Annotated in this window: 9 protein-coding genes; 5 read left to right on the plus strand and 4 right to left on the minus strand. The window is 68.8% G+C overall.

What is annotated here, in order from left to right:
* Nucleotides 1-29 precede the first annotated feature (29 nt).
* Nucleotides 30-1,868, minus strand: a complete 1,839-nt coding sequence (locus D7V88_RS13400; RefSeq protein WP_208726269.1) for a MutS-related protein — start codon at nucleotides 1,866-1,868, stop codon at nucleotides 30-32.
* Between the two features lie 311 nt (nucleotides 1,869-2,179).
* Here D7V88_RS13400 and D7V88_RS13405 point away from each other — a divergent pair, with 311 nt between their 5' ends.
* The 4 genes from D7V88_RS13405 to D7V88_RS13420 all read left to right on the plus strand — a co-directional run bounded on the left by D7V88_RS13405 (nucleotide 2,180) and on the right by D7V88_RS13420 (nucleotide 11,266).
* Entirely contained in the window at nucleotides 2,180-4,006 is a 1,827-nt protein-coding gene (locus tag D7V88_RS13405; protein ID WP_120541034.1) for a DUF4215 domain-containing protein, read from the plus strand.
* A 205-nt stretch (nucleotides 4,007-4,211) separates the two neighbouring features.
* Nucleotides 4,212-7,112: a carbohydrate binding domain-containing protein gene (locus D7V88_RS13410; RefSeq protein WP_244238125.1), complete on the plus strand. Its 2,901-nt coding sequence runs from the start codon at nucleotides 4,212-4,214 to the stop codon at nucleotides 7,110-7,112.
* 161 nt (nucleotides 7,113-7,273) lie between these two features.
* Complete coding sequence (locus D7V88_RS13415) at nucleotides 7,274-10,279, plus strand: DEAD/DEAH box helicase (RefSeq protein ID WP_120541029.1); 3,006 nt, start codon at nucleotides 7,274-7,276, stop codon at nucleotides 10,277-10,279.
* Between the two features lie 81 nt (nucleotides 10,280-10,360).
* Nucleotides 10,361-11,266, plus strand: a complete 906-nt coding sequence (locus D7V88_RS13420; protein WP_120541030.1) for a hypothetical protein — start codon at nucleotides 10,361-10,363, stop codon at nucleotides 11,264-11,266.
* Between the two features lie 99 nt (nucleotides 11,267-11,365).
* Here the strand turns inward: D7V88_RS13420 and mrpC are convergent, their stop codons facing one another.
* The 3 genes from mrpC to D7V88_RS13435 all read right to left on the minus strand — a co-directional run bounded on the left by mrpC (nucleotide 11,366) and on the right by D7V88_RS13435 (nucleotide 14,810).
* The gene (gene mrpC, locus D7V88_RS13425) at nucleotides 11,366-12,112 is read right to left on the minus strand and encodes a Crp/Fnr family transcriptional regulator MrpC (protein WP_014395195.1); all 747 of its coding nucleotides are present in this window, start codon (nucleotides 12,110-12,112) and stop codon (nucleotides 11,366-11,368) included.
* A gap of 261 nt (nucleotides 12,113-12,373) precedes the next feature.
* Nucleotides 12,374-13,828, minus strand: a complete 1,455-nt coding sequence (locus D7V88_RS13430) for a sigma-54-dependent transcriptional regulator (RefSeq protein WP_120541031.1) — start codon at nucleotides 13,826-13,828, stop codon at nucleotides 12,374-12,376.
* Nucleotides 13,829-13,835: 7 nt separating this feature from the next.
* Nucleotides 13,836-14,810 carry a sensor histidine kinase gene (locus tag D7V88_RS13435; protein WP_120541032.1) on the minus strand — a complete coding sequence of 325 codons (975 nt, stop codon included), beginning with the start codon at nucleotides 14,808-14,810 and terminating at the stop codon, nucleotides 13,836-13,838.
* 76 nt (nucleotides 14,811-14,886) lie between these two features.
* On the opposite strand from D7V88_RS13435, the gene D7V88_RS13440 reads away from it, so the two are divergent.
* Nucleotides 14,887-15,498 (plus strand): spermidine synthase family protein (locus D7V88_RS13440; RefSeq protein WP_504813694.1); only part of this gene is annotated, 612 nt, incomplete at its 3' end.

Below are 15,498 nucleotides of genomic sequence, written 5' to 3' on the forward strand. Positions count from 1 at the left end.
GGTGGAACGCGAGGGGTGCGGAGGTGATGTCAGGAGGCCGGGGCGTCCGGGTCGTGCACCGGGACGCCCGCCAGGCGCAGCACCCGCAGCGCGTTGGTGGTGGACACCACCCCCTGCCGGAGCTGGTAGTCGAACACCATCTTCCCGTCCTCCAGGTGGTCGCGGAAGTGCACGTTGACCACGTGCGCGTCCTTCTCCTCCGCCAGCACCGTCATGGACAAATCGTGCGTCGTCACCGCGCCACAGGTGCCGGCGGCGAGCAGCAGCCGCAGCACCTCGCGCGAGGCAATCTGGCGCTCGCGGGTGTTGGTGCCCAGCAGGATTTCGTCCAGCAGGAACAGGGCCTGTCCCTGCGCGGCCTGGGCCGCGTCCAGCACCATCTTCAGCCGCTGCACCTCCGCGTAGAAGTACGACACGCCGCGCTCCAGCGAGTCCTTCACGCGCATGCTGGTGAGCACCTGCAAGGGTGACAGGCGCAGCGTGGCCGCGCACACCGGCGCGCCCGCCAGGGCCAGCACCACGTTGGCGCCCAGCGCGCGCATCAGTGTCGTCTTGCCGCTCATGTTGGAGCCGGTGATGATCAGCGCGTGGCGGGGGCCGGGCAGCGACACGTCGTTGGCCACCGGCGCGTCCAGGAGCGGGTGCCCCAGCGCGGTGGCCTCCACGCGCGGGCCCTGGGACTCCAGCTCCGGCCAGGTGAAGGCGGGCCGGTCGTGGGCGAGTCCCCCCAGGCAGCAGAGGGCCTCCAGTTCGGCCAGGCCCTCGAACCACTGGCGCACGTCGCGGCCGTGCGCGGCGCGCCAGTTCTCCAGCGCGAAGAGGGCGTGGATGTCCCAGAGCGTGAGCCAGTGCACCACGGGGTGGAACTGGTGCCGCTTGAACTCGATGAGCGAGTACAGCCGGCTGAAGCGCTGGAAGAGGGCTGACACCAGGGGGCCCTTGCCCGGGTTCAAGCCGGACTGGAGCTGCTTCAGGCGGGGGTGTTCGAAGGACTGCTTCTCCACGCGCTCGAAGAGGGCCGCATAGCGCACGAAGCCGCGCTCGCCGCGCTCCACCGCCTCGTCCATCCGCTTGAGCGTGGCGCGCGTGGCCACCGCGACGCCCAACTGCGCGAACAGTCCAATCCACACGAGGCTGTCTGGAATCACGCCCACCGTGCCCAGGATGAAGAGCGTGAGCGTCATCAGGGGGAGTGCCACCGCGAGGGGCCGCGACCAGCGGATGGCGTCCAGCGACGGGCCGGACTCCGCCCACTGGATGAACAGCTCCGGGTCCGCCTTCTCCTTCGCCACCACGCGGGCGTCCACGCAGAGCTCCTGGCGGAAGTCCACGCGCGGGGCCAGCTCCCGGGCCGCGCCCTGCCGGGTCACCACCGTGCCGGCGGAGGCGGGGGCGGACAGCCATGACGCCAGCCGCTCCTCGCCCGCGCGCGTCGCCGTCTCGTTGATGAGCTGGAAGAGGCTGCCCTGGCCAAAGACATCCAGGTCCGTGGCGTACAGGTGGGTGGCGGACAGGAACCGCTCCCCGGTGTCCGTGAAGGCGTGCCAGCCGCCCTCCAGCCGCGCGAGGCCCCGTTCGTTGAGGAGCACGAAGAGCCGGGCCCGCTGCTCCTTGAGGAACACCTGGTGGTGCAGCACCGCCAGCAGGCCGTAGACGACGAGGGCGCCGGCCGCCGCCCACCACCAGGGCTTGGGCAGCCGGCCCAGGAGCGTGAGCAACGCGATGCCCGCGGCGACCACGAAGGCCACGGTGCGCAGGTTGGCGTACCGGGCGCTGATGCGGTCCAACACCGTCAGGTCCGCCTGGGCGGCGGCGCGACGGTCGGTGTACGTGCGGTGGGGGCTGGAGGACTCGGGAGGTGTGGGCACGATGGCCGCGCATGCTGAGCGGCCCCCCGCCCCAGGGCAAGCGCACAACGCGTCCCGTCACGCTTCTGGTGCGGACCGACAACATTTCTTCTCGTTGGAATCGCGTGGAGGCGAACGGAGCATGGGCGGTGCTCATGGGGCGGCGCCGTCCTGGCCCGGCCATGGAGGGAAGGTCACGGGTCGCATTCCAGATGAGATGGATTTGGCTGTCGGGTTGTTGGATTGACTCGCTTGGGAAGCCGGGTCAAAACCCGCCGCCTATGTCTCTGTCTACCCATGGCGCGCCCCTCCGACTCATGAGCGTCTTGCTCATGTCTGCGTCTCTCTTGTTGTCTGCCTGTGGAAAGGATGACCCGTCCGACCCGGACGGTGGTCCGGTGCCGGGCCAGCAGGACGCGTCTACAGCGGACAGCGGCACGGATTCGGGGACTGACGCGGGGACCGACCCTGGCGCTGACTCTGGGACGGATGCGGGCGCCGACGCGGGGAACGACCCCGGAGCGGACGCGGGCGCCGACGCGGGGACGGAAGTCGACGCCGGGACTGGACGTTGTGGTGATGGCCTCAAGCAGGCCACGGAGGCGTGCGACGATCGCAACACGGTCGGTGGAGACGGTTGTTCGGCGACCTGTGCTGCGATTGAGCCAGGGTGGACGTGCGAGCAGGAAGGTCAGCCTTGTGTTCACATCCCGGTGTGCGGCGATGGCAAGGTGGAAGGCGCCGAGTCCTGCGATGACGGGAACACGGCGGCTGGCGATGGTTGCTCCAGCAGTTGCGCAGAGGAGTCCGGGTGGGAGTGCCCGTCGCCCGGTCGTGCTTGCGGCGCCGAAAGGTGTGGTGACTCCATCCTCGCTGGCGTTGAACAGTGCGACGACGGCAACATCGTCAGCAGTGATGGCTGCGACGCCTCGTGCCGCCTGGAGTCGGGGTACAAGTGCCCCGTCGTTGGCGAGCCCTGCGTCACGACCACGTGTGGCGACAGCCGGGTCGAGGGCACCGAGCAGTGCGACGACGGCAACCACGACATGGGCGACGGCTGCACGCCACTGTGCACGCGCGAACCTGTCTGCTCCAACGGCGTCTGTCAGGAGGTCTGTGGCGACGGCCTGGTGCTGAACAACAGCACGACCGAGCAGTGCGACGACGGCAACACGCGAGCGCGCGACGGCTGCTCACCGACCTGTCAGCTCGAGCCGGGGTTCACCTGCGCCATCGTCGTTGCGCCCCCTCCAGACCAGTTGTCCCTGCCCGTCGTCTACCGCGACTTCCGTGGGTATGACGTGCCGGCCTCCGGGGGACTGCCGCGGGGCCACGTCGACTTCGAGAACGGAAACGGCTTCGAGACGGGCATCGTGGCCACCACGCTGGATGCCCAGGGCAAGCCTGTCTATGGGAAGGAAGGCATGAGTTCCGCCACCACCCATGGCCGAACGGCCTTTGACCAGTGGTTCCGGGACGTGCCGAGCGTGAACAAGACCGTCGTCGGGAGCCTGAACCTCCCACGTGGGTCAAACGTCTTGTACCAGTTCAACGCTCCGTACTTCTTCCCCCTGGACGCCGCGGGCTGGGTGGCCTCCGGTCAGGAGCCCCTCCGTGGGGATGCCAGCACCCCCAGCGTGCCTCGCAACTTCAGTTTCACCAGCGAGACGCGTTACTGGTTCGAATACCGGGGCACGGAGGTGCTCACCTTCCGCGGAGATGACGATGTCTGGGTGTTCATCAACCGTCGTCTCGTGCTCGACCTGGGCGGAATCCATGGCGCTGCCACTGGCAACGTCAACGTGTCGGACCGGGCCAACGCGCTCGGCCTTACGCCCGGTGGCATCTACGAGGTCGTGGTGTTCCATGCCGAGCGCCACACCACCGGTTCCTCCTACCAGCTCACGCTCAACGGCCTCTTGTATCCCTCACGCCGCACCGAATGCGCGTACGCCTGCGGCAATCACGTCGTGGACGCGGGCGAGCAGTGCGATGACGGTGTGAACGATGGCGGCTATGGGCAATGCGCCCGCGGCTGCGTCCTGGGGCCTCGCTGTGGCGATGGTGTCACGCAGTACGACTTCGCTGAGGAGTGCGACGACGGCAACACCCAGGGCCAGGACGGGTGCAGCGCCACCTGTATGCTTGAGATTGGCTGAGTCGTGAACTCGCCGCTCCGGAGCATCGAGGCTCCGGAGCGGTGCAGGGACGTCCCACGTCTCCTGGGGACCTGGGTGGGGTGTCCGGGATGTTCTCGAATACCGGCTTATTGCTGATAGGGTGTTTCGTTGTCTCGCGCGTCCTCCCGACGCGTGGGAAGGGACGGGACCCATGGCAATGACTGGCTGGAGACGCGGTGCGTGGATGGCGCTGCTGTTGTGGTCGCAGGCGGCCTTCGCTGGCACGGCGACTGTCTATTACTACACGCCCTACAAGGCCTGGAGCGCGGCGTACCTCCACCACGACGCGGGGGGCGCCTGGACGACGGTGCCGGGGGCTTCCATGTCCTCGGCCTGTACCGGCTGGGTGACGGCGACTGTCACCACCGGCACGGCGAGCACCTTCCAGGCGGTCTTCAACGACGGGCAGAACCGCTGGGACAACGCGGCCACCTCCACCGGCAACTACAGCGTGCCGACGTCCGGCACGCATCAGGTGAAGAACGGCCAGTTGCTGGCGAACGCCGGCAATCCCTGCACCTCCACGGGCACCAACAGCGCGGAGGTCTTCTATTACACGCGCACGCGCGGCTGGAGCACGGTGAACCTCCACTACGCGCCCACGGGCGGCACGTGGACGACCCCGCCCGGCGTCGCGATGAACGAGACGGCCTGCACGGACTGGGTGAAGAAGACCGTGTCCCTGGGTTCGGCCACCGGGATGAAGGCGGACTTCAACAACGGCAGCACCTGGGACAACAACAACGGCGCGGACTACACCCTGGGCACCGGGCGCATCACGGTGAAGGACGGGGTCGTCACGGCCAATGCCGCCTCTCCCTGTGTGGCGTTGCCTCCGGACACGACGGCTCCCTCCGTGCCGCCGGGCGTCACGGCGACGGCCTCCGGAACGACCATCACCGTCACCTGGAGCGCGTCCACCGACGACCGGGGCGTCACCGGCTACACGGTCACCCGCACGGGCCCGCAGGGGGTCTCCACCTTCTTCACGAGCGGCACGACCTATACCGATAGCGGCCTCACGGCCCTGACGACCTACAGCTACACCGTGAAGGCCTCCGATGCGGCGGGGAACACGTCCGCGGCGAGCAGCACGGTCTCCGCGAAGACGGGCTCCGCGCCCCCGCCCCCCGCCGAGGGCGAGCCCCTGGGCGGCGACATCCGCGAGGACTCCATCTACTTCGTGATGACGGCGCGCTTCTACGACGGCGACGCGAGCAACAACCGTGGCGGCAGCATGCACACGAAGTCCGGCAACGCGGCGAACAACGACCCGATGTTCCGGGGTGACTTCAAGGGGCTCATCCAGAAGCTGGATTACATCAAGGCGCTGGGCTTCTCCGCCGTCTGGATCACCCCCGTGGTGCTCAACCGCTCCGACTATGACTACCACGGCTATCACGGCTGGGATTTCTACCGCGTGGATCCGCGCCTGGAGTCCAGCGGCGCCTCCTACCAGGACCTCATCAACGCGGCCCACACCAAGGGTCTGAAGATCATCCAGGACGTCGTCTACAACCACTCCAGCCGCTGGGGCGCCAAGGGCCTGTTCTCCGCGAAGGTGTATGGCGTTCGCGACACCCAGTGGAGCTGGTACTACGACGCGCCCGCGTCTGGCTTCGTGTACGACGGCCTCACGGTGGAGCCCACGTCGGGCAAGTCCTATTACAACGGAGACCTGTGGTCGACGTCGGAGCCCGCGGGCAACACGTGCCGCAACTGGGGCGTCCCGACCTCCTCCACGAGCCAGGAGGGCTACCGCATCTACAACTGCCAGTGGCCCAATCCCACCTCCGGCATGTTCCCCGCGAGCCTCTTCCACCAGTGCTGGATTGGAAACTGGGAAGGGGAGGACTCGCGCAGTTGCTGGATCCACGAGGACCTGGCGGACTTCAACACGGAGAATGCCACCGTGCAGGCGTTCCTCGTCGACGTGCACAACCGCTTCATCGACCGGGGCGTGGATGGCTTCCGCGTGGACACGGCGGTGCACATCCCCCGCGTGACGTGGAACCGCCGCTACCTGCCCGCCGCGCACGCGCACGCGGAGGCGAAGTTCGGCGCTAAGGGCCGTGACTTCTTCATGTTCGGCGAGGTGGGCTCGTTCGTGAACGACAAGTGGAACCGGGGCTCGCCCAACCACTCCGCGCAGTTCTTCACCTGGAAGGAGCGCCGCACGTACAGCAGTGACGACGTGGCGGCGGCGCTGGAGCAGTACAACTACGAGCAGACGCAGGGGACGGCCAACCAGCCCACGTCCACCAACGCCTTCCTCCAGGGCAACGCGTGGCATGCGCCGGACTCCAGCCAGTTCTCCGGCATGAGCGTCATCGACATGCGCATGCACATGAACTTCGGGGAGGCGAGCAACGCCTTCTGGAACGGCAAGGACTCCGACGACAGCTACAACGACGCCACCTACAACGTCGTGTATGTCGATTCCCACGACTACGGTCCCAACAAGTCGTCCACGCGCTACGCCGGGGGCACCGACGCCTGGGCGGAGAACATGAGCCTGATGTGGACCTTCCGGGGCATCCCCACGCTGTATTACGGCTCGGAGATTGAGTTCCAGGCGGGCAAGCCCATCGACTGCGGGCCCACCTGCGCGCTGGCCACCACCGGTCGCGCCTACTACGGCGCCAACCTGGAGGGCAGCGTCACCGCCAGCGACTTCGGCACGGTGGGCAGCGCTTCCGGCGCGGTGGCCACGACGCTGAGCAAGCCGCTGGTGAAGCACGTGCAGCGGCTCAATCAGATCCGCCGCCGCATCCCCGCGCTCCAGAAGGGGCAGTACTCCACCGACGGCATCTCCGGGAGCATGGCCTTCAAGCGCCGCTTCACCGATACGGCGAAGGGCGTGGACAGCTTCGTGCTGGTGACGGTGTCCGGCGGGGCCACGTTCAACGGCATCCCCAACGGCACCTACCGGGATGCCATCACCGGCGATGTGCGCACGGTGACGGGTGGCTCGCTGACCGCGACGGTGTCCGGCAAGGGCAACCTGCGCGTGTACGTGCTCGACCTGCCGGGTAACGCCGCGCCAGGGAAGATCGGTGTGGATGGGCCCTACCTGAAGCCCTGACGCAGGAAGTGGTACGGGGACGCATGGGTTGACAGCCCATGCGTCCCCCGACGTTCAATGGGGTCCATCGCATGCCTCCCATTCCTCCCCTCCGAAAGCAGGGGGCGCCCACGGCGGTCCCCGACACGACACCCGAGCGCGTCCTGGAGGTCTGGACGGCAATGGAGGTGCTTTCCCCTCCCGCGTTCCAACATCCCCGGGAGCTGGCGTTCGGGGATGCGGGTGCCATTGCGTCGCTCGGGCCGGAGCGCCTTCCCTGGGACACGCAGGGGACGGTGCGTTCGCGCTCGGGCTATCAGGTCGTCCTGGGCACGGTGAAGCTGGAGGCCGCGGCGGCACAGCTCCTGGCACGTCATGCGGATGCGCGCATCGCCGGCCCGCCGGTCCGGGGCGAGGCTCCCCTGGCGGTGGTCTTCCTGGATGAAACGGGCCGTCCGCGGGACGGAGGCTTCGCGGCTGTGTCGAGCCATGCCTGGGGGTTGCCCCTGGCCCTGCGCGGCGAGTTGGCGACCCTGGCTTCGTGGAGCGCGGTGGATCCGACGCTGGCGGAAGAACTCGGCGCCCGGCTGAGACGGACGGGACCCGGGGGCGAGCCGCTGCCCGTCGATTGGCAATCCCTGACGGACGCCTTTGATTGGCTGGTGCGGACGCTGGGCTTGCCGCCGGAGCTGGTGCGGGCTCCGGCGTTCGCGGTCCGGAGTTCCGAACCCCTGCCCCTCAACAGTCCCTTCCTCGCGGACCTCATCCAGGCGCGGATCCGGATAGGAGGGCAGGGGGCTTCGCGACAACTGCTCAGCTATCTGCGGGGCCTCCGGTCCGAACACCAGACGGGCCTCGTCCGGAACGACCACCGCAGCCTGTATTACCTGCGGGACCTTCCTCCGGATTCCCGGACGAAGTTCCTCCTGGATTCGGATGCCTTCGATGGCGTCCTCGCACCCGCGCGGACGCCTCCGGCGCGCTGGCCGGAAGACGGCCGTGCGCCGCTCGTGCTCATGGAACAGGCGGCGGTGAACATCGCCACCCTCGCTGGGGACCTGGGCGGGATGACCGGGGTCGATGCCCTCCCGGGGACGGGAGGAACCGCCGTGCTCCAGGATGTGGTGGCCGCGCTCCTCTGCGCCCGTGCGGAGGCCCTGGCCTGTTTCGACGACCCCGCGTCCGCCTTCACCGCCACGGGTGCGCGGCTGGGTTCGACTTCCGAGGGGCTGGAGCTTTGGACCCTGGATGACAGCCTGCGCGGCTTCGAGATGCTGTGGGTTTCCCCCAATCACCCGCCGGACGTCGGTGCCGCGCTGCCGGTGTTGAAGGCGGAGGCTTCGGATCTGGGCGCGGCGACGTCGGATGATGGCTCACGGAATGTCTCACCCTGGAGGCTGGCTGCCGCTGCCTTGGGAGACAAGACGCCTCATGTCGCGCTCGAAGCCCCGCCCCCCGGTCCCCAGGAAGCTCGGCGGCAATGGCAGACAGCCCGCGCCACCTTCCTCCAGACGCTTCAGGAGAGCCGCGACCTGCTCCAGCGGCGGGAGGAGGTCCGGAAGCGCTTTCACGCGGCGGAGAAGCTGGACCGCGACGTTGCCTTTCAGGAGAGCAGTGCCCGCCGCGCTGAGTCCGAGTTCAACGATGCGGAGGCAGCCCGGGAACAGGCGCGCACCCGTGAGTCGGTGGCGCGTGAGGCCGTGACGGTCGCGGAGGAAAAGCTCGCGGAGCATGAGGCCGCGAGCCCTTCGGCGATGCAGCGCATGCTTCAGCCCCAGCGGCTGCGCGACTGGACGGCCGCGCTCGCCCGGTTGGAACAAGCCCACCAGAAGGCGGCCCGGGACCTGCTGGGCGCGCAGCCGCACCTCACCGCGAGCGAGAACACGCTGGCGGCGGCTTCCAGCAACCGCGAGGAGGCCGTGCGGGGGCTCGCGACCTTGCGCGTCCGGCTCGCGGAAGCACAGGAGCAGGTCCGTGCGGATCGCCAGCACCTGGGGCGCCGGTTCGTGGACGAGGCCTTCTTCAAGCAGGGCCACGAAGCGGTCCAGCAATCCATGCCCTGGTTGGACCCCACGGAGCAGGGGCCCCGGGACGCGGTGTTCGTCGCCGCCGTGGCGCTCCATCAGGCGTTCAACGCCGTCGTGGCGAAACCCCTCCGGGACAGCCTGCGTGCGCTCCGATTCGCATTGAGAGAGGGATTGCCCTCGGAGCACGCGGACCTGCTGCCCCAGCTCTGGTCCTCGCTGTTCCTCGTCGCGCCCGTGGTTTCGACGACGTTCGCGTCGGTGGGCCGGCTGCTCCGGGGCATGCCGCCGGAGTCGCTGGGATGGCTCCTGGTGGAAGACGCGGGACAGGCGGCTCCCCAGGAGGCGGTGGGGGCCCTGCTGCGGACACGCCGTGCGGTGGTGGTGGGGGATCCGCAGCAGCTTCGCCCCGTCGTTCCACTGCCTGACGCCCTGACCTCGGCGGTCTGCGCGGCGCGGGATATCGACCCCCAGCGCTTCAATGCTCCCGAGGCCTCGGTGCAGACGCTCGCGAACGCCGCCTCCCGGTATGTCCTCGGCAATGGGAGACATGCGGGAAGCCGGACGCCAGGCATTCCCTTGTGGGTCCACCGGCGGTGCGCGGAGCCGATGTTCGGCGTCTCCAACACGCTGGCGTACGCGAACCTCATGGTGCACGCCAGGGCGCCCGCGCCTTCACGCATCCGGGACGTCCTGGGACCGTCGGCGTGGCTCGACGTGCGGGAAGACGCGGAAGGCGGAAGCGTCCTGGCGCTGTTGCGCCGTCTGTCCCAGGCCGGGGTCGAACCGGATGTCTTTGTCATCACCCCATTCGAGACCGTGGCGGAAGACCTGCGGCGTCTCGTGCTCCAGAGCGGAGTCCTAAGCGGCTGGGTGGAGCAGCCCGAAGCCTGGGTCCAGTCGCGGGTGGGCGTCGTCCATGCACTCCCGGGCCGCGAAGCCGAAGCCGTGGTGTTCGTGCTGGGGGCTTCCTCCGAGGCCCAGCGCAAGGAGCGGGATTGGGCGGCCCGCCAGTTGAACCTGCTCAACGCCACGGTGACGCGCGCACGGGAGCAGCTCTACGTCATTGGCAACCGGAGGCTCTGGAGCGAAGCGGGAGTCTTCCGGGTGCTCAACGAGGTGTTCTCACCGGAAGGCGCGATGTTTCAGGGGCCCGTGCATTGACTTTCCGTGTGTCGCCGGGATTTGAATGCGCGCGTGAGGGGTGGACAGGCCGGGCCGTTCCTTCACGGACAGGGTCACCCCATGTCGTCGTTGCCCAAGGTCATGCTGTGCGGGGGGCTGCTCACGGGCCTCTTCGCCGCGCCACCCGCTGAAGCCCGCTTCGGCAAGCGCTCCGATTCGTCGGAGGACTCGAAGCCCGTCCACCAAGCCTCCGCCATCGGCACCGACGACGGCAAGAAGGCCCAGAAGCCGGACGAAAACGAGAACCGGGCGATGGCGGCCCCGAAGACGGTGTCCTCGACGGATGACAGCTATCGCTCCAGCGCGTCGAACGATGTCGCCGAGGTCATCGTCGGCGCCGTCTTCGAACTGGTGCTCCGGGGCCTGGGCGAGGTCATCGTCACCACCGGCACCCACCGCGACTTCCAGCCTGACGACCCGGAGTCGCCGCCTCCGCCGCCGGGTTCGGGGCGGCACGCGGCGCCGTACTCCTTCCGCACGGGCGTGCTGGTGGCGCCGCTCCAGGGCGGTCCGGGCGTGGACTTCTCGCTCGGGTGGGACATCCACCGCTTCGGCGCGGACCTGCGCGTCACCCGGTTGGACCTGGCGCGGGGCGGCTCGGAGTCGCGCAGCGAGCGCACCCTGGGGGAGCTCCACCTCACCTATTCGCCCCTGGTGAACGAGTCCGTCCGCGTGCGCGCGGAGGTGGGCGTCTCCACCGCGGACCTGCCGCAGGGCCTCTATGTGGGACCCAGCTTCGGCATGTCCCTGGAGGCGTGCGTCCTGGGGCCGTTGGACGTGGAGGCGCGCATGCAGGTGACGCCGTTTCCCTACAGGCAGGTGGACCTGCGCTCCGGACTGGCGCTGCACCTGGGTGGCTTCATGCTGCGCGGGGGCATCCGCGGCCTCTACCTGGATCCGTCCGTGAGCATCGGCACGCGGGACAGGCTCTTCGGTCCGGAGTTCGGCGTGGGCTTCGCGTTCTAGGTTTGAAAACACCACGGGCCCGGCCGCGAGGGTGAGTCGCGGTCAGGCCCGTTGGACGTCATGGCCCCGGTGTCCGGGGGCACGCGACCTGCGTGTTGCCTACTTCTCCTTGGAGGCCAGCTTGCGCAGGGCCTTCTGGTCACGCACGCAGAGGATGCGGCCGACGTTGCCGAGCACGCCCTCGCGCTTCATCTCGTTGATCAGCGTGGACACGAAGGAGCGCGACGCGCCGACCAGGTCCGCCAGGTCCTGCTGGGTGATGCCGCGCAGGTCCGTCTCGCCGCCGTGCGGGCAGCGCTCGCCGTGGGCTTCCACCAGCGTCAGGAGGGTGTCCGCCAGACGGGCCGGCACTTCCTTGAAGGTCAGGCCGAGCACGCGCTTGCGCAGCGAGCGAACGCGGTCCGCGTAGGCGCGCACCACGTCCACCGCCAGGGCCGGACGGGCCTCCAACTGGGCGCGGAAGTCACGGCCCTCGATGCTCCACACCTCGGCCTCGCCCGCGGCCACGGCCATCTCCTCGATGGGCGTCCCCTCGGGGCGGAACAGCTCGCCGAACAGGTCGCCCGGGCGAAGGATGGAGACCACCGAACGGGTGCTGTTCTTGCCAATGCGCATCAGGCGCACGCGGCCGGACTTCAGCAGGTACACGCGGTCCGACGTGTCGCCGGGGCGGTAGATGGTCGAATTGTGCGGGAAGGACTCGACCTTGAAGTACCCCTTGAAGTCGATCGCCTCCTGGCCGGGCACCAGCTTGTTCGCCGTCACCATCATCCCGGAGCTCGTCGCCTGCAGGGGCGCCACGACGTTGGAACCGATGGGGCCGAGGGGGCGATTGAAACCGTGCATGGGATTCTCCTGGGAAGCGAAGGAAGCGGAAGGTTGGCTGGCTTGTCTGCTGCGAGCTGACCTTGCTCTTTCCAAGAGGCGTGCCATGGGCACTTCAAGTATTCCCAGGGGAACAGTTCCAGGAATGCCGGGTACTTAGCGCTACGGCAAAGTTCCAGCCCCCCCACTGTGTCCGAAACCTGAAACAAAACGTTCAAACAGTCTGATCAATTTGAACGAAACGTTAAGGGGCGCCGGGGGACTGTCGGGCCAGGGACAGTGTCAGGAAGCATCCTTCACCGGGTAAGGGTGCACCTGTGGACCCTGTCCCTGTGCAAGACCGAACTTTTGAAGCTTTCGTTCAAGGGTCGGACGGCTGATTCCCAGAATCTGACAAGTTCGTCCTTTGTGGCCCTTGGTCACGGCCATGGCCCGCGCGATGAGCTGGCGCTCGGCCTCTTCCAGGGTGGGGATGAGGCTTACATCGTCCACGGCGGGGGCCGCGAACATGGCGCCCGCGGTGCCGGGGGCACGGTGGGCGTCGGGGCCCGGCGGGGCTTCCAGGGTCGGCAGGTCGTCGCCACGCAGCACGTCGCCGGGGGCGAGCACCACGGCGCGGGTGAGGACGTTCTCCAACTCGCGCACGTTGCCGCGCCAGGGCAGCAGGGTGAGGCGCTCCATCACCTCCTGGGGCACGCGGGTGACGCGCTTGTGCACCTTCTCGTTGATGCGCTCCAGCATGTGCGTCACGAGCAGGGAGATGTCCTCGCGGCGCTCGCGCAGGGGCGGGATGAAGAGGGTGATGACCTTGAGGCGCTGGTAGAGGTCCTCGCGGAAGCGGCCCTGGGCCACCTCGTCGGAGAGGGTGCGGTGGGTGGCGGCGATGACGCGCGCGCGCAGCTTCACGCGCTTGACGCCGCCCACGCGCTCGAACTCGCGCTCCTGCAGGACGCGCAAGAGCTTCGCCTGGAGCATCAGCGACATGTCGCCAATCTCGTCCAGGAACACGGTGCCGTCCTCGGCCATCTCGAACTTGCCGGGCTTGCCGGCGACGGCGCCGGTGAAGGCGCCCTTCTCATGGCCGAACAGCTCGCTCTCCAACAACGTGTCCACGATGGCGGAGCAGTTGATGCCGATGAAGGGCCGCGCCTCGTCGTAGGAGTAGTTGTGGATGACGCGGGCGATGAGCTCCTTGCCCGTGCCGCTCTCTCCGGTGATGAGGACGGTGGCGGCGCTGCCCGTCACCTTGCCAATCTCCTTCACCAACTGCTGCATGGACGGACTGGTGCCCACGATGTCGCCCAGGCGGACGACGGGGTTCTCGCGGTGGACCTCGTCCGCGCGGCGCGAAAGCTGGCGGTACTCCAGCGCGCGCTCCACGACGAGGTCCAGGGCGGCCGGGTCGGGGAAGGGCTTGTGGATGTAGTCGAACGCACCGGCCTTCATGGCCCGGATGGTCGTCTCCATGTCGTGGTAGGCGGTGACGAGGATGATGCGCGCGTCGCCGCACAGGCCCTTCATCTCCTCGATGATCTCCAGGCCCGTGCGGTCCGGGAGCATCATGTCCAGGATGACCACGCTGGGCATGTTCTCCTGGGCCGCCCTGAGGCCCGCGGCGGCGCTCGTGGCGGTGAACACCTGGTAGCGCGGCTGCCCGTCCTGCTCGATGTCCTCGAAGTGCATCGTGAGGGTTTCGAGCAGCGACACGTCGTCGTCGACGATGAGGAGGGTCTCCATGGGGCTCTCAGGCAGCGAACGTCAGCGTGAACACCATCCCCGGTTCGGCGCTTCCCTCGGCGACCACCTCTCCCCCCACGCCCGTCATCACCCTGCGCAAGGCTGCCAGGGACAGGCCCGCCCCCCGCGCCAGCCGGGAGCCGAACGGGTCGAACAGCGTGCCCCTCTCCTCGGGGGGCAGGGCGGCGGCCGGGTCGTCCAGGATGAGGCTGACCTGGCCCGGGGCGGCCTGACGCAGGGTCACCTGGACGCGGCCCTCCTCGGGCAGGCCCATGGCCACGTTGAGCAGGACCTGGGCGAGCACGGGCCTCAAGCGGTTGGGATCCACCCGGACGCGGGGCAGGTCGGCCTCTTCCTTCACGTCCACCTCGATGCGGCGCTCGGCCAGCTCCGGCGCCACCATGGCGGTCGCTTCCTGGACGACCGAGCGCAGCGGGTGGGAATCCAGGTTCGCGGCGCCCTCGCGGCCGTACTCGGAGAGCAGCCAGAGCATGCGCTCCATGGTGCGAATTTCCCGGTTGGCGATGGTGAGCCGTCGCTTGTCGCGGTCCGACAGGCCGGTGTTCCGGGCGAGCGTCTGCACCGCCATCTTCACCGACGACAGCGGGTTGCGGATCTCATGGCTGAGCGAGGACGACAGCCGGGAGATCTGCACCGGGGGGGCGCCCTCCAGCACGGCGCCCAGGTCGAGCACGCCACAGGAGGCCTCCCCGCCGTCCATCCCCAGCACGAGGCGCAGGTAGGTCGCGGGCGGGCCGCCGGGCGAGGTGGAGATGAACTCCACCGCGTGGCGGTCCTCGCGGGCGCGGGCGTCCAGCTCCCGGGCGCGCTCCTGCGTGACGCCGAGGACCGTGTGCAGGGAGCTGCCGACCAGCGAGGAGGCCGGGCGGCGCAGCACCGTGGCGCAGTCACCCTCCGCGCGGGTCACCCGGAGTTGGGGAGACCAGGCGAGCTGTGCGGCTTGCAGGAGTTGGGCATTCATTGGTGGGCCTGAAACATACCGGTTAACGTCGCGCGCTGTCCCTATGACCCACACACCACGTCCTCCGAAGAACCTTGTGGCCGCGCTCCTGTTCCTGTCCGGTGCGACCGCGCTCGTCTACGAACTGGTGTGGTCCAAGTACCTGGGAAACGTCCTGGGTAACAGTGGCCAGGCGCATGCCGTGGTGCTGGCCACCTTCATGGGTGGACTGGCGCTGGGGGCATTTGTCTTCGGGCGGACAGCGGACCGGGTGAAGAACCCGCTGGCGCTCTACGGCCTGCTGGAGCTGGGCGTGGGCCTGTACGCCCTGGCATTCCCCTACGTGCTGGGCGCGCTGGAGCACGTGTGGCTGTCGGTGGCGGTCCATGTCCCGGAGCACCTGCGGGTGGGGCCCCGGCTGCTGGTGTCCTCGCTGTCGCTGGTGGTGCCCACGCTGCTCATGGGCGGCACGCTGCCGGCGCTGGTGCGGCACTTCGCCGCGAGCCTCGCCGGGGTGCGCAAGGAGCTGGCGCGGCTGTACGCCATCAACAGCCTGGGCGCGGCGGTGGGCGTCTACATCGCGGGCACGCGGCTGGTGCCGCTCATCGGCCTGTCCGCTTCGGCGACACTGGCCGCCGGGCTCAACGTGTTCCTCGCGCTGGCGGCGCTGGCGCTGGCCCGTCAGCATCCGCCCGCGGTGGTGGTGGGG

Source organism: Corallococcus terminator (genome assembly GCF_003611635.1).
Lineage (GTDB): Bacteria > Myxococcota > Myxococcia > Myxococcales > Myxococcaceae > Corallococcus > Corallococcus terminator.

Coding starts and splice junctions, on each gene's coding strand:
- D7V88_RS13410 (WP_244238125.1), top strand. CDS start 4,212: ATGGCGCTGCTGTTGTGGTCGCAGGCGGCCTTCGCTGGCACGGCGACT.
- D7V88_RS13405 (WP_120541034.1), top strand. CDS start 2,180: ATGTCTGCGTCTCTCTTGTTGTCTGCCTGTGGAAAGGATGACCCGTCC.
- D7V88_RS13435 (WP_120541032.1), bottom strand. CDS start 14,810: ATGAATGCCCAACTCCTGCAAGCCGCACAGCTCGCCTGGTCTCCCCAA.
- D7V88_RS13430 (WP_120541031.1), bottom strand. CDS start 13,828: ATGGAGACCCTCCTCATCGTCGACGACGACGTGTCGCTGCTCGAAACC.
- D7V88_RS13420 (WP_120541030.1), top strand. CDS start 10,361: ATGTCGTCGTTGCCCAAGGTCATGCTGTGCGGGGGGCTGCTCACGGGC.
- D7V88_RS13415 (WP_120541029.1), top strand. CDS start 7,274: ATGGAGGTGCTTTCCCCTCCCGCGTTCCAACATCCCCGGGAGCTGGCG.
- mrpC (WP_014395195.1), bottom strand. CDS start 12,112: ATGCACGGTTTCAATCGCCCCCTCGGCCCCATCGGTTCCAACGTCGTG.